This is a genomic window from Chitinibacter tainanensis DSM 15459 (assembly GCF_000429785.1).
Classification (GTDB): Bacteria; Pseudomonadota; Gammaproteobacteria; order Burkholderiales; family Chitinibacteraceae; genus Chitinibacter; species Chitinibacter tainanensis.
The window spans coordinates 670,552-689,359 of record NZ_AUCN01000009.1; the positions used below are offsets into that span (position 1 = coordinate 670,552).

General features: G+C 55.4%; 18 protein-coding genes. 12 read left to right on the forward strand and 6 right to left on the reverse strand.

All coding sequences use genetic code 11. The annotated features are described in order from the left end of the window. The first annotated feature begins 62 nt into the window (after positions 1-62). From G482_RS0104330 to typA, 5 genes are all read left to right on the forward strand, one after another. A complete protein-coding gene (locus G482_RS0104330; protein WP_028449006.1) occupies positions 63-428 on the forward strand; it encodes an Hpt domain-containing protein in 366 nt (121 codons plus the stop codon). A 52-nt stretch (positions 429-480) separates the two neighbouring features. Next, positions 481-1,104, forward strand: a complete 624-nt coding sequence (locus G482_RS0104335; protein ID WP_034618910.1) for a trimeric intracellular cation channel family protein — start codon at positions 481-483, stop codon at positions 1,102-1,104. Beyond that, entirely contained in the window at positions 1,088-1,723 is a 636-nt protein-coding gene (locus G482_RS17250) for a CoA pyrophosphatase (RefSeq protein WP_084414450.1), read from the forward strand. Before G482_RS0104335 ends, G482_RS17250 begins: the two co-directional genes overlap by 17 nt. A gap of 74 nt (positions 1,724-1,797) precedes the next feature. Beyond that, complete coding sequence (locus G482_RS0104345; protein ID WP_028449008.1) at positions 1,798-2,274, forward strand: DUF3592 domain-containing protein; 477 nt, start codon at positions 1,798-1,800, stop codon at positions 2,272-2,274. A gap of 239 nt (positions 2,275-2,513) precedes the next feature. Next, the gene (gene typA, locus G482_RS0104350; RefSeq protein WP_028449009.1) at positions 2,514-4,331 is read left to right on the forward strand and encodes a translational GTPase TypA; all 1,818 of its coding nucleotides are present in this window, start codon (positions 2,514-2,516) and stop codon (positions 4,329-4,331) included. Between the two features lie 202 nt (positions 4,332-4,533). On the opposite strand, the gene bamC is transcribed toward typA, so the two are convergent. After that, complete coding sequence (gene bamC / locus G482_RS20000) at positions 4,534-5,646, reverse strand: NlpB/DapX family lipoprotein (RefSeq protein WP_084414451.1); 1,113 nt, start codon at positions 5,644-5,646, stop codon at positions 4,534-4,536. Between the two features lie 36 nt (positions 5,647-5,682). After that, entirely contained in the window at positions 5,683-6,558 is an 876-nt protein-coding gene (gene dapA / locus G482_RS0104360; protein WP_028449011.1) for a 4-hydroxy-tetrahydrodipicolinate synthase, read from the reverse strand. A gap of 471 nt (positions 6,559-7,029) precedes the next feature. Here dapA and nagE point away from each other — a divergent pair, with 471 nt between their 5' ends. Beyond that, a complete protein-coding gene (gene nagE / locus G482_RS0104365) occupies positions 7,030-8,511 on the forward strand; it encodes an N-acetylglucosamine-specific PTS transporter subunit IIBC (RefSeq protein WP_028449012.1) in 1,482 nt (493 codons plus the stop codon). A gap of 26 nt (positions 8,512-8,537) precedes the next feature. After that, positions 8,538-9,023, forward strand: coding sequence for a PTS sugar transporter subunit IIA (locus G482_RS0104370; protein ID WP_028449013.1), 486 nt, complete (start codon positions 8,538-8,540; stop codon positions 9,021-9,023). 83 nt (positions 9,024-9,106) lie between these two features. On the opposite strand, the gene G482_RS0104375 is transcribed toward G482_RS0104370, so the two are convergent. Then, complete coding sequence (locus G482_RS0104375; protein WP_034618765.1) at positions 9,107-9,790, reverse strand: hypothetical protein; 684 nt, start codon at positions 9,788-9,790, stop codon at positions 9,107-9,109. A 19-nt stretch (positions 9,791-9,809) separates the two neighbouring features. After that, positions 9,810-10,556, reverse strand: a complete 747-nt coding sequence (fnr, locus tag G482_RS0104380; protein WP_081986573.1) for a fumarate/nitrate reduction transcriptional regulator Fnr — start codon at positions 10,554-10,556, stop codon at positions 9,810-9,812. A gap of 151 nt (positions 10,557-10,707) precedes the next feature. On the opposite strand from fnr, the gene hemN reads away from it, so the two are divergent. Next, entirely contained in the window at positions 10,708-12,123 is a 1,416-nt protein-coding gene (gene hemN / locus G482_RS0104385; RefSeq protein WP_034618766.1) for an oxygen-independent coproporphyrinogen III oxidase, read from the forward strand. A 16-nt stretch (positions 12,124-12,139) separates the two neighbouring features. Further along, complete coding sequence (locus G482_RS0104390) at positions 12,140-12,808, forward strand: sulfite exporter TauE/SafE family protein (RefSeq protein WP_028449017.1); 669 nt, start codon at positions 12,140-12,142, stop codon at positions 12,806-12,808. Between the two features lie 43 nt (positions 12,809-12,851). On the opposite strand, the gene G482_RS0104395 is transcribed toward G482_RS0104390, so the two are convergent. Continuing rightward, positions 12,852-13,340, reverse strand: a complete 489-nt coding sequence (locus G482_RS0104395; RefSeq protein ID WP_034618767.1) for a GNAT family N-acetyltransferase — start codon at positions 13,338-13,340, stop codon at positions 12,852-12,854. Between the two features lie 75 nt (positions 13,341-13,415). Here G482_RS0104395 and G482_RS0104400 point away from each other — a divergent pair, with 75 nt between their 5' ends. Then, the gene (locus tag G482_RS0104400; protein ID WP_028449019.1) at positions 13,416-13,754 is read left to right on the forward strand and encodes a YkgJ family cysteine cluster protein; all 339 of its coding nucleotides are present in this window, start codon (positions 13,416-13,418) and stop codon (positions 13,752-13,754) included. 123 nt (positions 13,755-13,877) lie between these two features. On the opposite strand, the gene G482_RS0104405 is transcribed toward G482_RS0104400, so the two are convergent. Then, positions 13,878-15,683 (reverse strand): DEAD/DEAH box helicase, encoded by a 1,806-nt coding sequence (locus G482_RS0104405; protein ID WP_051258711.1) that lies wholly within the window; start codon positions 15,681-15,683, stop codon positions 13,878-13,880. A gap of 372 nt (positions 15,684-16,055) precedes the next feature. On the opposite strand from G482_RS0104405, the gene G482_RS19405 reads away from it, so the two are divergent. Both G482_RS19405 and recJ read left to right on the forward strand, forming a co-directional pair. After that, positions 16,056-17,087: a hypothetical protein gene (locus G482_RS19405; RefSeq protein ID WP_051258712.1), complete on the forward strand. Its 1,032-nt coding sequence runs from the start codon at positions 16,056-16,058 to the stop codon at positions 17,085-17,087. Further along, positions 17,087-18,799 carry a single-stranded-DNA-specific exonuclease RecJ gene (recJ, locus tag G482_RS0104415; protein ID WP_028449021.1) on the forward strand — a complete coding sequence of 571 codons (1,713 nt, stop codon included), beginning with the start codon at positions 17,087-17,089 and terminating at the stop codon, positions 18,797-18,799. The genes G482_RS19405 and recJ overlap by 1 nt, the downstream gene beginning before the upstream one ends. Positions 18,800-18,808 lie beyond the last annotated feature (9 nt).

The window sequence follows — 18,808 nt, forward strand, 5'->3', positions numbered from 1 at the left end:
CATCTGGCTGTCAGAATAATGAAATTAAATCACCCACCAGCCATGACTGTGCGGAGAACATCATGAGTACTGCCTTGTTAAATGAAGTTGACCACGAGCTGCGTGATATCGAGACCATGTTCCAATCCCTAGAGCAAGCGGTGGGTATGGATATGCGCGAAGAATTGCTGGCCTTGTTTTACCCTACGCTGGATGAGTGTTTGCAGGGCTTGCAGCAGGCTATTCCGGCCCAAGATGCCGGGCAAATTATTAGCTTTGCCCACAAGCTCAAAGGCGCGGCTGGCCAGCTAGGGGCGACGCGGATTGCTCAGCAAAGTAAAGACATCGAAATGCAGGCCAAGCGCAGCGAGCTAAGCGACATCGCGCCGGCGTTTGATGTGCTGCAAACCTTGTGTGCGGCGGTCAAAGCTAAACTGCTCAGCGTTTAATCATAAATAAGTTGTTTTGGCCGTCGGCCGTGTGGAAAGGTGTATTTTGCAGTTGCCTGAATTTACTTGGTTGTTTTTGATTGGTACCGCGTCGTTCACGATTTCTGGCTATTTGATTGGCGCAAAAAAGCAGTTTGATTTGCTTGGGGTGGTGATCCTGGCGCTGCTCACCGCGATTGGCGGCGGCATGATTCGTGATGTGCTGGTGGCGCAATTGCCGCGGGTGTTTCTGGATAATGGCCCATTCCTGACGATCTTTCTCACGCTGGGTCTGGCTTGGCTGGTGCGCCTGCATCGGCTGAATGTGGGGCTACTGAATAAGATCTTTATCGTGGCCGATTCGATCGGGCTGGTGGCCTTTAGTATTGCGGGGGCGCAGGTGGCGATGTCGATGGGCGTGAATCTGTTTGGCGTCTGTGTATTGGCCTTTGTCACTGCGGTGGGCGGTGGTTTGGTGCGCGATATGCTGGTGAATGATGTGCCATTTATTCTGCATGAAGATTTTTATGGCACGGTGTCGATACTGGTGGCACTGGCGTTTTACTTTTCCCAATCGGCTGGCTTTACTGCGGCGGGCTGGGTATGGCTTCTCTTCGCGGCTGGCCTAGCCCTGCGGCTATTTGCGCATTGGCGTGAGTTGAAACTCCCTAAGGTGATGGATGATGTGGCCCGCTGAGGCTGCGGCTTTTCAAGCTTGGGCTGTGCAGCGCCTGCAAGGGGTGACGTGGCCAGCGGCGGGTGATGGGGCGCGACAAGGGCAGCGGCCAGCGGCGGTGTTAGTGGGAGTGGTGCTGCGTGAGGAATTAAGCTTGTTGCTTACGCAACGGGCCGCCCATTTAGCCGCGCATGCTGGCCAGATTAGCTTTCCCGGTGGCGGGGTAGAAGCACAAGATGACGACCGCATCGCCACCGCGCTACGCGAAACTGTTGAAGAAGTGGGTATTGATCCGCAGCATATCTCCCCCTGGTGCCAATTGGGCCACTATCACACCATTAGCGGCTATTGCGTAACGCCAGTACTGGCGGGGATTGATCCGGCGTATCAGGCGCAACCCGATCACAATGAAGTGGCCGATGTATTTGAGATTCCCCTTGCGATTGCACTTGATCCAGCACGCTATGCCCGCCGGCGGGTGCAGCGCGGTACGCAGCAGGGTGAGGCGCTATTTTTAAGCTGGCAGGATAGATTGATCTGGGGCGCTACTGCGGGTATGTTGCTGCAGCTTTCATCTGCCTTGGGTTTGCCAGGTATACCCATGGATGCTCGCTCGGGCGAAGTGTTTGTGATTGCCTAGGCCACACGTAGCGGTGCGTCAATTCGTCAGCTTGTCTGCTTGGCAAAAGCTAGTCAGGCAGCAAGGGAGGCAGTATGCAGATCGATCCTTCAGCGCTGGAACAATCAGCGCAGCGCGTAGGTCAGGCATGGATACGCTGGGTTTGGTGTTTGCAGCTGGTGGTGGGCTTGGCATTGCTAGGTTTAAGTTACGAGCTGGGCGCCGAACGCTATCCTTTGGTATTGCGTGGCGAGCTTGTGCAGGGGCAGTTGCTCCGTTATGAGCGGCTGCCGCCCGATCAAACGCAGGCTGAACGCTATCGTGTTCATGTTTCCTTCATTCATAATGGGCGGCGGTATCAATTTGCCGATTGGAATTTACTGCGCGCTCGCGGTGGGGTGGCCGAGCAACCGACTGTGATTTACGACCCGACCGAGCCTACGCTGGCCATGCTGGATCGCGGTGCTTGGCGCAATCCTTTGCCATGGTTGCCGCCAGCGCTGGTGGGCATGTTTTTGTTTGTAGTGGGTTTGCGCTCGGCTTGGAAAGCTCGATCAGCTGAATGTAGCTAGATACCTGTCTGGGTATGTGCTGAAAGCTATTTCCCCATAAGGTTTTGGGCGACATACCCGTGCGGCAGGTGTCTGCAGGATCTTGCGCTTGACCCATTCCGGGGCTTCGCTCCCCTCATTTCGTCTTGATGTACAGCCTTTGTACTTATTAACCGCCAGTCGGTACTTGCCAAAGTACGGTGATTGTCATTAAGCCATGATACAATCCGCCGTTTTCGCAAATCCTGAATTTGAGACCCATGACCCGCGCACTTCGAAATGTCGCCATTATTGCCCACGTTGACCACGGCAAAACCACGCTGGTAGACCAGCTTCTACAACAAGCCGGTACTTTCCGCGAAAATCAGCAAGTTGCTGAACGCGTAATGGATAGCAACGATCTCGAAAAAGAGCGCGGCATTACCATTCTGGCGAAAAATACCGCTATTAATTACGAAGGCACTCACATCAACATCGTGGATACCCCAGGGCACGCGGACTTCGGTGGCGAAGTTGAGCGCGTATTGGGCATGGTGGATGGCGTGGTGCTGCTGGTAGATGCCGTTGAAGGCCCGATGCCACAAACCCGTTTTGTGACCAAAAAAGCGCTGGCCCAAGGCCTGCGCCCGATCGTGGTGATCAACAAAATCGACCGTCCGGGCGCACGTCCTGATTGGGTGGTGGATCAAACTTTCGATCTGTTTGACAAGCTGGGCGCCACTGACGAGCAGCTGGACTTCCCAATTGTTTACGCTTCAGGTCTGAACGGCTTTGCCAAGCTGTCGCTGGATGCTGAATCAGCCGATATGCGTCCACTGTTTGAGACTATCCTCTCACACGTGCCAACCCCACCGGGCGATGCCAATGCGCCATTGCAGCTGCAAATCGCCGCGCTGGATTACTCAACCTATACCGGTCGCCTTGGCGTTGGTCGCGTGCTGAATGGCCGCATCAAGCCTGGTCAGCAGGTGGTGGTGATGAACCACGACGACCAAGTAGCTGCAGGCCGTATCAACCAGGTGCTTGGCTTCAAAGGCCTGGAGCGCGTTGAAGTGCCTGAAGCTGAAGCTGGTGACATTATTATTATCTCTGGTCTGGAAGACATCGGTATCGGCGTCACCATCTGTGATAAAGAGCAACCGATGGGTCTGCCGATGCTAACCGTGGATGAGCCAACGCTGACCATGGACTTTATGGTGAACACCTCGCCATTGGCCGGTACTGAAGGTAAATTCGTGACCAGCCGTCAGATTCGTGATCGTCTGACCAAAGAGCTGCTGACCAACGTGGCGCTGCGGGTTGAAGACACCGATGACACCGACGTGTTTCGCGTTTCTGGTCGTGGCGAACTGCACCTGACTATTCTGCTGGAAAACATGCGTCGTGAAGGCTATGAGCTGGCCGTTGGTAAACCACGCGTGGTGTACAAAGAAATCAATGGCGAGCGTTGCGAGCCGTATGAAAACCTGACCATCGACGTTGAAGATGGCCACCAGGGTGCGGTGATGGAAGAGCTGGGTCGTCGCCGTGGTGAGCTGACCAATATGGAAAGTGATGGTCAAGGCCGTACGCGCGTGGAATACCATATTCCAGCGCGTGGTCTGATCGGTTTCCAAGGTGACTTCATGACCATGACTCGCGGTACTGGCTTGATGAGTCACGTTTTTGATGACTATGCACCAGCCAAGGCTGATATGCCAGGTCGTCACAACGGCGTGCTGATTTCGCAAGAGCATGGCGAGGCGGTTGCCTATGCGCTGTGGAACTTGGAAGATCGCGGCCGGATGTTTGTGAGCCCGGGCGAGAAACTGTACGAAGGCATGATCATCGGTATTCACAGCCGTGACAACGATCTGGTGGTAAACCCGATCAAGGGTAAAAAACTGACTAACGTGCGCGCTTCAGGTACTGACGAAGCGGTTCGTCTGACCACGCCAGTGAAACTGACGCTGGAATCCGCAGTTGAGTTTATCGATGATGATGAATTGGTGGAAATCACCCCGCAAAACATCCGTATTCGTAAGCGCTATCTGCAAGAGCATGATCGCCGTCGGATGAGCAAGGTGGAAAGCAACTAAGGCTCAAGCCTCACAAAATGCCAGTCTACGGACTGGCTTTTTTTTGCCTATCGAGTGAGGTGCGCCAATGAGATAGCTTGGTGCTAGATCAGTGGTTTGTTTGCTGTAGGAATAAAAAACGCCAGCAGTGTCGCTGGCGTTTCTTTGGTTGGCGTATAAGTCGAAAGGCCTTGTTCTGATTTGCTTGCGGAGGTATGCCCTGCTATTTCAATTGATTGAGCAGATCGTTCAGCATTTTTTTCTGCACCGCCGGATCGATTGGATCTTTGCTGGTGATGGTTAGTACGGTCTTGTCGCCAGCGGGCTTGAGTTGAACATCAAAAACCTGACTGGTGTTTTTGCTGTTGTCCGCGTCTGCTTTTTTCCAGAAGGCTAACGAGCTGAAGTAGCTGGTTTCGCTTTCTTTGCCAATGTCTGTGGCCGCGCGCTGCACTGAGTACACGCCAGTGCTGCGATTGCGATCCAGTACGTTGTAACCAATGCGGTCAAAGGCTAAGCCTGCGCGACGCCAAGCTCGATCAGCTTGATCATCCAGCACCAACTCATTGCCGTTGAGATTGGCTTTAGGTTTGCTGGAAATTAAAGCTTCCTCAGCTTGCGTTTTTGCCGTTTCGGCGGGAGTGCCTAAAGCTTGAACCAGCTGAGTCATCATTTCAATTTCGAGCTCAGTATTTGCTGGGGTTTGGGTCCATATCGTTCCCCTCCATGAATCTCCCATTCCAAGTTCGCCTGCTTTTAGTTGTTGTTGGACCCCTTGATGCGTGATGTATACGTTTACTACGTTCGGAGTCTCAGATTTCTCGATTCTTGTTCTAAACCTGTCTTTTGAACCGGTAGATAGGAGTTGCTCTGTAAGGTTTTTAAAAATTCCACCAAGAAAATTGGCTGGTAACGTAGCATTATTCTCTAGCCAATCTGTTTCCATGATGCCTATTTCTGGCTTTTCAACCTGGATTTGGAATCCATTCGAAATCCAGAACTCATAAATTTTGTGCCAAACGGATTCTGGTGATGAGTTAATCTCAATATAGCGAACACCATCTATATTCTTTAAGCGCGCGTTAATATTGTCAGGCAATATGGATAGTGATTTATCGGTTGGACTTGGACGTTGAAAGTGGTCGCTCCAGGTCGAATAAGTACTTGACGAAGGGGAAGTAAGGTTAGGTGGTATTTCCAGCTGATTTCTATTCAAATTATCGCTTCCTTTGCGATAGTCTACTTTGCTAGAAAGAAGATCTCCTGTTGCGCAGGCGCTGAGTGTTGTCAGCAGTGCGGTAGAGAGCAGCAGTTTGGAAAGAGTTTTGATTTGCATGAATCGAGATTCCGAAAGGCGGGTCTACCAACAAAATTAGATAATCTGAGCCGCTTGCATGGCTTGTTTGAGCGTGCTTTGGGCGCTCTCACTCAAGCGAGTTAGCGGCAGGCGCAGGCCAGCAGGGATTTTGCCCATGGTTTCCAGCGCCCATTTTACCGGGATGGGGTTGGCTTCAATAAACAGATGCCGATGCAGTCCTTGCAGCGGGTCATTCAATTCGCGTGCACGAGCGATGTTGCCTTGTGCCGCCGCAGCGCACATTTCACTCATGGCTTTGGGGGCTACGTTTGCAGTTACCGAAATCGTGCCATGGCCACCCAGCAAAATGAAGGGCAGGGTGGTGGCGTCGTCACCGCTGTAAAGGCCAAAGTCAGCCGGGGCGCGCTTAGCTAGCTCGGCGGCTCGCTCCATATTGCCTGTGGCATCTTTGATGCCCACGATATTGGGCAATTCAGCCAACTGCAGTGCAGTATCGTTGCTCAGATCGCAGCCAGTGCGGCCGGGTACGTTATACAGCAGCGTGGGTAGTGCCGTATTTTCGGCAATGCTTTTGAAGTGCTGATGAAGGCCGGCTTGCGTGGGTTTGTTGTAATACGGTACGACGCTAAGGCCGTAGTTAGCACCGACGCGCAGCGCTTCATTCGAAAGGTGAATGGCTTCGCGGGTGGAGTTGGCGCCCGTGCCGGCAATGACCGGCACGCGGCCGGCCGCTTGTTCGACCACTGCTTTTACTACTGCGATGTGCTCATGCACATCCAGTGTGGGGGATTCACCTGTGGTGCCAACGGCGACGATGCCATTGGTGCCTTGTTCAATATGCCAGTCAACGAGTTTACGCAGGGTGGGGAAATCGATTTCACCGTTCACGTCCATCGGCGTGACGAGTGCAACAAGGCTACCTGTAAGCATGTGTGGATAAACCAGTGACAGATAAAAAAACTATTCTAACCGAAGCTGTGCGGCGGTGTAACCAATCGATTGCCGACTTTTCACCATTTTGCTTGCGATGGCGATACCCCGGTGGTGTATCGGCTGGCTAATGTAAAGAAATCTTGCAAAGTATTAAGAAGCAGACTCATTGGTTGTAATCATTGAGCAATCTCAACATGATGCGCCTCACACAATGACAATCTTTGCCGCACGGATCTTCGTTGTTTCGTGCGAGCTTTCAAATGGTTGTTTGAAGATTTTTGCTTTCTTGCACAGCTTGCAATGGAAACATTGCACAGATTGTGACGGCGGGCAGATAATCAAGTGGCCATTTTGAACCTCTCGTCTGCGCAGCAAACGATGTTCTGGGGATGAAGTTGTAGTGTTATCAGCTCTAGCTGGTTCTTCAATCTAATAGGGTCGAAGTACTACTTAAAAGGTGAAATAAGCATGAATATTTTGGGCTATTTGCAAAAAATCGGCCGGTCACTGATGGTGCCGGTAGCTGTATTGCCAGCCGCTGCGATTTTGATGGGTATTGGTTACTGGATTGATCCGGATGGTTGGGGTGCAAGTAATGCACTGGCAGCTTTCTTGATTCAAGCTGGTGCCGCCATCATTGACCAGATGCCAATCCTGTTTGCGGTTGGTGTGGCATACGGTATGTCGAAAGACAAAGATGGCGCTGCTGCGCTGGCGGGTCTGGTGGGTTTCCTTGTGGTAACCACCCTGCTCAAACCTAACGTGGTATCGCAAATTCAGGGTATCCCTCTGGATCAAGTGCCAGCCGCGTTCAAGAAAATCAACAACCAGTTTGTTGGTATCTTGTGCGGTGTGATTGCTGCAGAACTCTATAACCGTTTCAGCGGTGTTGAGTTGCACAAAGCACTGGCGTTCTTCTCCGGCCGCCGTCTGGTGCCAATCGTGACTTCTGTCGTGATGATCGTTGTATCGTTCATCCTGATGGCAGTATGGCCACACATCTACGGTGGTCTGGTGCACTTCGGTGAATCGATCGTTGGCCTGAAAGCTGTTGGTGCTGGTATCTATGCCTTCTTCAACCGCTTGCTGATCCCAGTAGGTCTGCATCACGCCCTGAACTCTGTGTTCTGGTTTGACGTAGCCGGCATCAACGACATACCTAACTTCTTGGGTGGTGCGAAATCACTGGCCGAAGGTAAGGCTGTTCAAGGTGTTACCGGTATGTACCAAGCTGGTTTCTTCCCAATCATGATGTTTGGTCTGCCAGGTGCTGCATTGGCGATCTACCAAGCTGCTAAGCCTGAAAACCGCGCTCGCGTAGGTTCAATCATGCTGGCTGCTGCGGTAACTTCATTCTTCACTGGTGTAACCGAGCCGCTGGAATTCTCCTTCATGTTCGTGGCACCACTGCTGTATGTGGTTCACGCCTTCCTGACTGGTGTGTCTGTATTTATCGCTGCGCAAATGCAGTGGATTGCAGGCTTTGGCTTCTCGGCCGGTCTGGTTGACTTTGTTCTGTCCAGCCGCAACCCGCTGGCCCAGAACATGATCATGCTGATTGTTCAAGGTGTGGTGTTCTTCGCGATTTACTACTTTGTATTCCGCGCTGTGATCGCAGCTCTGAACCTGAAAACGCCAGGTCGTGAAGATGAAGAAGCCGTTGCTGCTGCCGCTCCAGTAGCTGCCCCAGCTGCTAGCGACACCCTGTCACTGGCTCAAGGCTACGCTGATGTAGTTGGTGGTGCTGCTAACGTGACCAACGTTGACTCATGCATTACCCGTCTGCGTCTGTCGGTAAATGATGCTGATCTGGTGAATGAGGCTGCTGCCAAACGTCTTGGTGCTAGTGGTGTAATCAAGCTGAACAAACAAAGCGTACAAATCATCGTTGGGCCTAAAGCCGAACTGATCGCTGACGCGCTGCGTGGTGTTCTGGCCGGAAAAAAGTAACAGAGGCTGCGCCACAGCCTGCGGCTGTGGCGGTTGTAGCCTCTAACCCCGGCGAAATCGTACTGCTGTCCCCGGTAACGGGTGAGGTGGTGGCTCTGGAAGATGTGCCCGATGCGGCATTTGCGACCCGAGCTGTAGGTGAAGGTGTGGCGATTCTGCCTACCGGTAATCAAGTTGTTGCGCCGTGTGATGGCCAATTGGTGAAGATCTTCAACACCAACCATGCTTTCGCACTGATCAATGATGCCGGTGTTGAGCTGATCGTGCACATCGGGATTGAAACCGTGAAGCTGGGCGGGCAAGGTTTTACCCGTCTGGTTGAGCAAGGTAGCCAAGTGAAAGCCGGCCAGCCGGTGCTGGAGCTGGATCTGGAATACTTGCGCAACAATGCTAAATCGGTGATCAGCCCGGTGGTATTGACCAATGCTGATCAATTTGCCCCATTGGCCAATCTGGCTAGCGGCGCAGTGGTTGCAGGTCAAACCCCGCTCTACACCATCAAAAGCAAATAAGTAGTTGAGTAATCAAAAAAGCCACCTTCGGGTGGCTTTTTTATTTGCTTACGCCTTTAGGTGCGTGAGCGAGACTGCTCGCCTTATTGCTGGCTGAGTAGTTGCGCCAGCTGGTGAGTGGGGCTGTATTCGTTGCTAATTAATGGCGCAAAGGCCTGCTCAAGCTGTGGGTGGTGTGCCTGAAATGCTGCAGGTGGAAAATCCTGCAAAAAGCGATGGGCGAGGCCGCGCAGGGTAGAGAGCTGTAGCTGTTGTTGCAAGAGCTGATGGCTCAGTGCTGTTAGTAGTGGTCCTTGCTGCTGAAACGGATTGGGCTGTTGCAAAGTGCTGAGGATGGCTTGCCAGTCTTGCTGTTCGGCGCTTTGCGAGGACGGCAATAGCGTCTGCCAGATTTGCTGAATAAACCCGCCGCAGCCGCGCGGGCCGAGGTGCAGCCAGCCATTGGCCACGGGGGCGAGCAGATCCAGTATTTCGGCAGATTGCTCAAGCGCGGCATGCTCGCCGCTGGCCGCCAGCATAAAGCCGTGCAGGCCGGCCAGAGGGCTGGGTAGAATGATGACCTCGCACAGCGGATGCTCAGGATAGTGTTGCTGCAAATAAGGAGAGCCAGGATGAAACAGCAAAATTGCTTCATCACTAGCGATGCTAGGCAGCTGTTGGCTGAGCGGGTGCAGGCAGTAGGCTGTTTGGCGCGGGGCTTGCCAGTGCAACCGGCTGGCTATCAGGGGTATAAGGCTAGAGGGGGCAATCAAATGGGCTTGGCGCATGATACCCCCGGTGGGTGCTTTATTCGTCGTGACAGGTGTTCAAAAGTTTTTTCAGGCTGTCGATGTTTTCTAGCTCGATTAAGCGGTTTTGCACTTTAATCAAACCTTGGTCCTGGAATTTGGAGAGTGTACGGCTTACGGTTTCCAGTTTCAGGCCCAGATAGCTACCGATTTCTTCCCGCGTCATACGCAGATGGAAGCTGCTGGATGAATAGCCGCGCACGGCGAAACGCTGTGACAGATTCAGCAGGAATGCGGCGAGGCGCTCTTCGGCCTTCATATTGCCCAACAATAGCATCACGCCATGATCGCGCACGATTTCGCGGCTCATGACTTTGTGTAGATGGCGTTGCAGTAGTGGCACATCGCGTGAGAGGTCTTCGATGTCGCTAAAGGGCAGCTCGCACACTTCGCTGTCTTCCAGGGCGATGGCGTCGCAAGTGTGTACATCGGTGCTGATGGCGTCCATGCCCAGCAATTCGCCCGACATGTGAAAGCCGGTGACTTGCTCGCGGCCGTCTTCAGAAATCACGCTGGCTTTGAAGAAGCCCAGACGCACCGCATACAGCGAGCGGAATGGTTCACCGGCACGGTACAGCGCCTCGCCACGTTTGATCGGGCGGGCCTGGGTAATCAGTTTATCCAGTTCAGACATTTCATCCTGGGAGAGGCCGATGGGCAGACACAGCTCACGCAAACTGCAGTTAACACATGAATTGCGCAGATGGCGTGGGGTCATGTCGCGTACTTGGATGGGGGAAATCATCAACTTCTCACCAGAAAACAAAAACAGGGAAACATTGTACCGCTAGCGCGTGCTAATTACCGCATGCGCCGTCACGATGAATTGATTTTAATCAAACCAGAGGATTAGGCCAGCTCTTATTCTGCAGGGGTAGAATCGGAGTAGAGTCACGATGACATTTGTAACAAGCCAGCATCCGCACCCGAGCGGCCAAATCGAATTTGATCGCGAGCTGATCGTGCGTTACGACGGCAAAGGGCCGCGCTATACGTCTTACCCGACTGCGGATCGCTTTACGCAAGCCATGACCAGCCCTCAGCTGGAGCAGATATTACAACAACGCTTACCCGGCGCGCTAGCCAATCCGCTATCGTTGTATTTTCACATCCCTTTCTGCAATACCGTATGTTATTACTGCGGCTGTAACAAGATTATTACGAAAGACACCAGCAAAGCGGATGTGTATCTGGATTATCTCGGGCGCGAGCTGGCCCAGTATGCGCAGGCCTTGCCGCAGCGCTCGCGGGTCAGTCAGCTGCATTTAGGCGGCGGTACGCCCACCTTTTTAAATGAAGCGCAGCTTGAGCGCTTGCTGGGGATGGTGCGTAGCCATTTTGAGCTCTTGCCGACTGGCGAATACTCCATCGAGATTGATCCGCGCAAAGTGGGCGAATCGATGATCCGTACCTTGGCGAAGCTGGGTTTTAACCGGATGAGTGTGGGTATTCAAGATTTCAACCCCGCAGTGCAAGAAGCCGTGAATCGGGTGCAATCGCAAGAAGAAACCCGCACTGTGATTGAAGCCGCCCGCATGCATGGTTTTAAATCGGTGAGTGTCGATCTGATTTATGGCCTACCCAAGCAAACCGTGGCCAGCGTCGCTGAAACGATTACGCAAGTGCTGACTTTGCGCCCGGATCGCATCGCACTCTACAACTATGCCCACTTGCCCGAGCGCTTTATGCCGCAGCGGCGGATTAATGAGGCCGAATTGCCCTCCGCTAGCGATAAGCTGGATATGCTGCAAAACGCCATTCGCGATCTCTTGGCGGCGGGTTATGTGCTGATCGGCATGGATCACTTTGCCTTGCCGAATGATGACCTGGCCGTGGCGCAGCGCCGTGGGCGCCTACAGCGCAATTTTCAGGGTTACTCTACCCATGCCGACTGTGATTTGCTGGCCTTTGGCGTGTCGTCGATTGGCAAGGTGGGCGGCCAGTACTACCAAAATGTAAAAACGCTGGAAGAGTACTATCAGGCGGTGGATGTGCAGCAGTTGCCGGTGCAGCGCGGCCTGACGATGAATCGCGATGATGTGATTCGCCGGGCGGTGATTCAGGCGCTGATGTGCCAATTTGAACTGTACTTTCAGGCGATTGAAGTCAGCTATATGATCGATTTTGCCGAGTATTTTGCTGACGAGCTGCAATTGCTCGCGCCGCTGGTCGAAGACGGTTTGCTGCAGATTGAGGCCGATGGTCTGTTTGTAACCGGCAAAGGCCGGCTGCTGATCCGTTCGATTGCCATGGTGTTTGATCGATATTTGCGGACAACGGTGACGCAAGCGCGGTATTCTCGCCTGATTTAACGGTGGGCGGGATAGCGTGCTGGAAGTAGATTTGCTGGCCTTGTTTTTGGCTGGTTTGCTCGGTGGCGGGCATTGTGTGGGCATGTGCAGCGGCATCGTCACGGCCTTTAGTTTGCAATTGCCGGCCACGGCGCGTTGGCCGTATTTGCTGGGCTTTAATCTGGGCCGACTGGCCGGCTATGCACTGATCGGCGCCTTGCTGGGTGGTTTGGCAAGCTTTGCGCTGCTTTTGCAATTGCAGGCGCTCAAACTCTCGCTGTTTGTCCTCGCTAATCTACTGCTGCTCTTGCTGGGGCTGTATATCGCCGGTGTTAATCGTTGGCTCACTCGCGTCGAAGCCTTGGGGCAGCCGCTGTGGCGGCGGGTGCAGCCGCTGATGCGGCGCTTGTTGCCGGTGCGCTCGGTGTGGCACACGCCGCTAATTGGTCTCTTATGGGGCTGGATACCCTGCGGGCTGGTGTACACCGCCTCTTTATCGGCGCTGGCGAGCGGCAGTGCGAGCCACGGGGCGGGGGTGATGCTGGCCTTTGGGCTGGGAACTTTGCCCAATCTGTTATTGATGGGCTTGTTTGCCCGCCAGCTACAGCAAGGCCTGCAAAAACCCTGGGTGCGGCCACTGTGCGGCGGGTTGATTGTGGCGATGGCGCTGTGGCAGCTTTATACCCTGTTGGGTATCTATTTGTAGACCTTTTATTATCTGAATTAGCTGGCAATACCCATGTGGCTGGCTAAAGTGTGCGGCTCATTAACTCGGCGGCGCCGTATTTGCGCAGATCAGCGCCGTTGCGCTCGGCCACAAAGCCATGCCTTAGCCAGAATGCCGGTGCGCGCCCCACCGCGATCAGCATCGCCCGTGGCAGTTGCTGCGCCCGCGCCCAGCTTAGTGCCGTATCAATCAATTGCTCGGCCACCCCAAGCCCGCGCGCGCTGGGCGCGACGGCCAGATCGTGCAGATAAAAGCAGTCCGCAGCGGCATGTGGCTGTGGCCAGCAAAGCTGTCGGCTGTCGAGATCGGGTGGATGCCAGCCTTGCCAGGGGTGGCAAAACAAATACCCTAGCGCTTCGCCATCGCGCTCGGCCAGCCAGTGGCTGGCTGGCGAAAAGGCAATTTTGGCGGCAAAGCATTCGGCTTGCTCTAAGAGTTCCGGTGGGTAGCAGCTGGCTTGAATGGCGGCAACTGCCGGCAAATCGGCAGCGGTGAGTGGGCGAATCAGCATGGTAAAACTTGACCCCAGGCGGGGAATTGGATTGAATGCGGCCCTGATTGTAATCGCTGGATCGGGTGGCTGAATATGGAAAATGTGTGCTTGAGCTGTGGCGCCTGCTGTGCGGCGTTCCGGGTGTCATTTGATCGCTCGGAGCTTAGTAGCGAAGGCGGCACGGTGCCCGATAGCTTGGCGGATGACGAAACGGCCTACACCGCCCGTATGCGCGGCACCGATTATGCGCAGCCGCGGTGCTTGGCGCTGGTGGGCAAGGTCGGTGAGCGGGTGTACTGTGGCATCTATCTCGAGCGTCCATCGCCCTGTCGCGAGTTTGGCGCGCTGGCCGAAATCGGGGTGTATAGCGCGGCCTGTAATCGCGCCCGCGCGCGACACGGTCTGCCGCCGCTGGAGATTGCGGGCGATTAAGCGCTGGTTCGATTCTGTTGGGCTCAGCGATCGCCACGCAACTGAGCAAGCCCAAAGCGCAGCCCTGCCGGGCAATAAAAAAGCAGCCCGCAGGCTGCTTTTTTATTGGGTAAGGCGCGATGCTTAGCTAAAGCGACCGCCGCCACGTTTGCCATCTGGCTTGCCGCCAAAATCGCCACGTGGAGCGCGTACTTCGCGCTGACCGCCTTCACGTTGCTCACGCTGGCCACCGTAGTTGCCACGTGGGGCGCGCTCGCCGCCAAAGTCACCGCGCGGAGCGCGATCAAAGTTACTGCGTGGCGCACGTTCGCTGCCAAAATCGCCGCGCGGTGCGCGGTCGAAATCACGACCACCACGATCGCCGCGATCACCACCATAGTTGCCGCGTGGAGCTCGCTCGCCACCGAAATCACCGCGTGGAGCGCGATCGAAATCGCCACGTGGCGCACGGTCACCGGCGAATTCGCCGCCGCGAGGGGTGCGATTGCCGTAGCCGCCGCGTGATTCGCGATTATCAAATTGACGCTCGCGTTGGCCGCCAAAGCCTTCACCGCGTGGTTGACGTTCGCGCTCGCCGTAGCTGCCGCGTGACGCTTCGCTGCGATGACCTTCGGTGTGACGTTGGCCGTCTTCGCGTTGGCGCTGGCCTTTGTAGCCACCAAAGCTCTTGTTGTAGCCGCCATCGCGACCACGGCCACGGCCTGGGCCGCCCGCGCCACGACGATCGCCACCTTGGTGGCCACGGCCTGGCTGGAAGCGTGCTTCCAAGCCTTCGATTTCTTGTACGCCAAATTCGATTTGGAATTGACGGCGAATTTTAGTCAGCAGCGAGAAGTCGCTTTTCGTGACCAGTGATACCGCCACGCCAGAGCGACCCGCCCGGCCGGTACGACCGATCCGGTGGATGTAGTCTTCCGCAAAGCGTGGCAGATCAAAGTTGATAACCAAGCTAATGCCGGCCACGTCGATCCCGCGGGCTGCCACGTCGGTGGCCACCAGTGTGTCGATATCGCCGCGACGCAGACGATCCAGAGTACGGCGACGATCGCGCTGAGCCAGGTCGCCGTGCATGGCGGCAGCTTTAAAGCCTTCCAGCTTCAGCCATTCAGCCAGTTCATCGGCCGACAATTTAGTGGCGGTAAAGATAATGGTTTGCTGGCCGTCGTTGTCACGCAGCAGTGCGGCAACCAGCTTTTGTTTGTGCTCATAGCCATCGGCATAGTGCACACGCTGTTCGATTTGTGGCTTAGATACCTCTTGTGGCGCCATTTCCACCAGTTTTGGCGAGCGCAGCATTGGCTCGGCAAAGCTTTGTACCGATTCGCTCAGCGTGGCCGAGAAGAGGGCGGTTTGGCGCTCTTTGGGTAGTTGCTCAACAATCGATTCCACTTCATCAATAAAGCCCATGTCCAGCATGCGGTCGGCTTCGTCCAGCACCAAGAGTTCCATGCGGCGGAAATCAATGCGGCCATTGCGCATCAGGTCGGTCAAACGGCCTGGGGTCGCCACCAGCACTTCATACGGCTGCGCCAGCATTTTGTTTTGCACTGGATAGGGTACGCCACCCACGACGGTCACCACTTTGCAGCGCGGAATCTTGCGGCAGAATTCGGTCGCCACTTTAGACACCTGCTCGGCCAATTCGCGGGTTGGCGTCAGCACCAAAATACGCGGGCCGCGGCCATTGTGTTTTGGCTCTTTGGTCAGTTTATGCAGGGCAGGCAACAAGAAAGCAGCAGTTTTACCGGTACCGGTTTGCGCTGAAGCCATGATGTCGTGGCCGGCCATGATTTCAGGAATGGCGGCCGCCTGAATTGGGGTTGGGGTGTTAAAGCCTTGGGCTTCCAGGGTGGCGGTAATTTGTGGCGCCAGGCCCAGTTCGATAAAAGCGTTAGGCGTGTCTGTAGCCGTAGCAGCGGTATGCGGCATGTTGGCAGTCCTTATATGTGTGGCCAAGTCCATGACTTGACTCAGCATCGACGCCAACCAGAAGTTCCGCTATCAACAACTGCAGTGCGGGGAAGAAGGTCAGAGGCGATGAGATCTATGAAAAAGCAAAACGCCCACCGAAAGAAATAAAGTGTGCAACAAACCTGCCATCGGCAGCGAAACTGTTGCAATGCAGCGGGCAATGCATCGAAGGGGGCGAATTATGCCTAGGTGTTGCCAATAATGCAACACACATTTTCAGATGCTTGAATTCGCTGCGGGATGCTGCTAGCCAATTCGGGTTTTTACTCAGTGGTTTTTTCTTGTGCTAGGTGGGCGAAAGCTTGGGCGTGGCGATGTTAAAATGCGCGTATGACGACCTTGACCCAACTTGAACTGATTCTGCCCGGCGCGCTGTGGCCGCAGCTAAATACACGCGCCGCGATCTGGCAAAACCAAGCCCTGCCGGCGCTGGCCAAACTCTATGGCGCAAGCCGAAAAAGCATTTTGTCACTGCGCGGGCGGGCGGCCTACCTGGCTAGCCTAGCGGGGCTGGCGCAGCTACCCGCCGGGCCAATTTTGGCGGCGCACTATCAAGCCCAAAGTGCTACACCACTCACGGCGGGCTACTGGTTGCTGGCTGAGCCGGTGCACCTGCGGCTGGAACGTGATCATCTCACCGTCTTGGGTGAGCCGTATCTGGCCTGCCAGCAAGCGGAAGCCGAGGCGCTAGTGGCCAGCCTGAATGGCTTGTATGGTGCGGATGGCTGGCAGTTTATTGCCATCAGCCCGCGCCAATGGCTGCTGCGCCTGCCGGCTGACCCGCAGCTGGAGTTTATCCCGCTGGATCAAGCGCTTAATCGCGATCTGAACGACGTTTTGCCTGCAGGGCCGAAGGCGCTGCAATTTCATGCCTTATTGAATGAAATGCAAATGTTGCTGTACCAGCATCCGGTGAACGACGCCCGCGATGCGGCAGGCCAGCCATTGGTGCACAGTGTGTGGCTATCGGGTGGTGGCGTATATCCTACAGATCAAGATGTAGCAATGCCTGCGGCGCTATACGCCGATGATGTATTGCTGAGTGCCTTGGGGGCGCAACCGTCTGTGCCAGGCAATTTTGCTGCGGCTCAGGGGCTGAATATCAGCCATGCTCGCGTTTTACTCGATGATTTGCGCTATCCGGCAATTTACGGTGAAGGCTATCAGTGGCAGCAAATCTGGCTGCGCTGGGAAGCCGACTGGTTTGCGCCGGCCTTGGCCGCGTTGCAGGCTGGCAGCCTGTCGGAGTTATGCCTCACCTTGCCCGATACCGGCGAGCAATGCCGCATTCGGCGGAGTGATTTATGGCGCTTCTGGCGTCGGCCTACTTTGCCGATCGGGCCGTTGACGGAGGAAGGCTGATGTCGCTGATTCGTCCGCGCCCCATCGCGCCGCAAGCGGTCGCCGCCCTGCAGCAAGCGGGCTATACCCCGCTGCAGGCGCGAATATATGCCGCCCGTGGCATTGCCGATCCGCAAGAGCTGGAGCATGAGCTGAGCCGTTTGCTACCGTTTACCCTGTTAAAAAACGCCACCGCGATGGCGGCGCGCTTGGCCGATGCGATTGCAGCAGGCCAGCGCCTGCTGATCGTGGGCGATTATGATGCCGATGGCGCCACCGCCACCACCTTGGGCATGAAGGGCCTGGCGGCGTTTGGTGCGGTGGTGGATTTCATCGTGCCTAATCGCTTTGAGTATGGCTATGGGCTGACGCCCGAGATTGTCGATCTGGCGCGGGCCAAGGCGCCGGATGTGATCATTACCGTGGATAACGGGATCGCGAGTCTGGCTGGGGTGCGCCATGCGCAGGCTCACGGCATCGAAGTCTTGATTACCGATCACCATTTGCCCGGCGATGAGCTGCCGCCGGCCTTGATCGTGAACCCGAATCAGCCCGGCTGTACTTTCCCGAGCAAAAATCTGGCCGGTGTCGGGGTGATGTTTTATGTGCTGATGGCCTTGCGGGCCGAATTGCGCCAGCGCGGCGTGTACGCCAATGGCCAGCAGGCCGAGCCGAATCTGGCGCAATGGCTGGATATCGTGGCGCTGGGCACGGTGGCCGATGTGGTGAAGCTTGATGCCAATAACCGCATTCTGGTCGAGCAGGGCCTCAAACGCATGCGCGCCGGCCGTGCCTGCACCGGCATCATGGCGCTGTTTGCGGCGGCGGGGCGTTATCACGGCCGTGCTAGCTGTTTTGATCTGGGCTTTACGCTGGGGCCGCGCTTAAATGCGGCCGGGCGGCTGGATGATATGAGCTTTGGCATCAACACCTTGCTCGCCACCGATGAAGGTCAGGCATTGCAGCAAGCCAAGGCGCTGGATCAACTCAATCGCGCGCGGCGCGAAATTGAGCAGGGCATGCGCGAAGAGGCCGAACGCGCCTTGCTGGCTGTGGATGTGGCTGATCGCTACAGCTTGTGTCTGTATCAGCCCGACTGGCATCAGGGCGTGATCGGGATTGTGGCCTCGCGGGTCAAAGATCAGTTTCACCGCCCCACGCTGGTGTTTGCCGATGGCGGCGTCGAAGGCGTGGTGTGCGATGAAATCAAGGGCTCGGGTCGCTCGATCCCCGGTTTGCATCTGCGCGATGCGCTCGATCTCGTTTCCAAGCGGCAGCCGCAGTTAATCCGCAAATTTGGCGGGCATGCGATGGCGGCTGGGCTGACGATTGCCAAGGCCGATTACGCTGCTTTTGCCGCCGCATTTGAGGATGTGTGTCGTGAACTTCTGGATGAGAGCCAGCTCACACGGGTGATTGAAACCGATGGCGAGTTGCCGGCCGATGCGCTACAAATCGCCACCGCCGAGCAACTGGATCGGCAGGTCTGGGGGCAGGGCTTTCCGGCGCCCGTTTTTCAGGGGCGCTTTCGGGTGGTTGAACAGCGCATCGTGGGTGAAAAACACAGCAAGCTCAAGCTCAGCAGCCCTGAGGGTATGGTGCTAGACGCTATGTGTTTCAACTACGCCGAGCCGATACCCCGGGATATTCAGGCCGTGTATAAAATCGCCGTTAACGAATTTCGCGGCGAACGGCATTTGCAGTTACAGTTGGAATATTGCGAAGCAGTTTAAACCCCGCCA

Excerpts from the sequence above, each read along its gene's own strand:
- G482_RS0104330 (WP_028449006.1), top strand. The coding sequence starts at position 63 with ATGAGTACTGCCTTGTTAAATGAAGTTGACCACGAGCTGCGTGATATC.
- G482_RS17250 (WP_084414450.1), top strand. The coding sequence starts at position 1,088 with ATGATGTGGCCCGCTGAGGCTGCGGCTTTTCAAGCTTGGGCTGTGCAG.
- G482_RS0104345 (WP_028449008.1), top strand. The coding sequence starts at position 1,798 with ATGCAGATCGATCCTTCAGCGCTGGAACAATCAGCGCAGCGCGTAGGT.
- typA (WP_028449009.1), top strand. The coding sequence starts at position 2,514 with ATGACCCGCGCACTTCGAAATGTCGCCATTATTGCCCACGTTGACCAC.
- bamC (WP_084414451.1), bottom strand. The coding sequence starts at position 5,646 with ATGCAAATCAAAACTCTTTCCAAACTGCTGCTCTCTACCGCACTGCTG.
- dapA (WP_028449011.1), bottom strand. The coding sequence starts at position 6,558 with ATGCTTACAGGTAGCCTTGTTGCACTCGTCACGCCGATGGACGTGAAC.
- nagE (WP_028449012.1), top strand. The coding sequence starts at position 7,030 with ATGAATATTTTGGGCTATTTGCAAAAAATCGGCCGGTCACTGATGGTG.
- G482_RS0104375 (WP_034618765.1), bottom strand. The coding sequence starts at position 9,790 with ATGCGCCAAGCCCATTTGATTGCCCCCTCTAGCCTTATACCCCTGATA.
- fnr (WP_081986573.1), bottom strand. The coding sequence starts at position 10,556 with ATGATTTCCCCCATCCAAGTACGCGACATGACCCCACGCCATCTGCGC.
- hemN (WP_034618766.1), top strand. The coding sequence starts at position 10,708 with ATGACATTTGTAACAAGCCAGCATCCGCACCCGAGCGGCCAAATCGAA.
- G482_RS0104395 (WP_034618767.1), bottom strand. The coding sequence starts at position 13,340 with ATGCTGATTCGCCCACTCACCGCTGCCGATTTGCCGGCAGTTGCCGCC.
- G482_RS0104400 (WP_028449019.1), top strand. The coding sequence starts at position 13,416 with ATGGAAAATGTGTGCTTGAGCTGTGGCGCCTGCTGTGCGGCGTTCCGG.
- G482_RS0104405 (WP_051258711.1), bottom strand. The coding sequence starts at position 15,683 with ATGCCGCATACCGCTGCTACGGCTACAGACACGCCTAACGCTTTTATC.
- G482_RS19405 (WP_051258712.1), top strand. The coding sequence starts at position 16,056 with ATGACGACCTTGACCCAACTTGAACTGATTCTGCCCGGCGCGCTGTGG.
- recJ (WP_028449021.1), top strand. The coding sequence starts at position 17,087 with ATGTCGCTGATTCGTCCGCGCCCCATCGCGCCGCAAGCGGTCGCCGCC.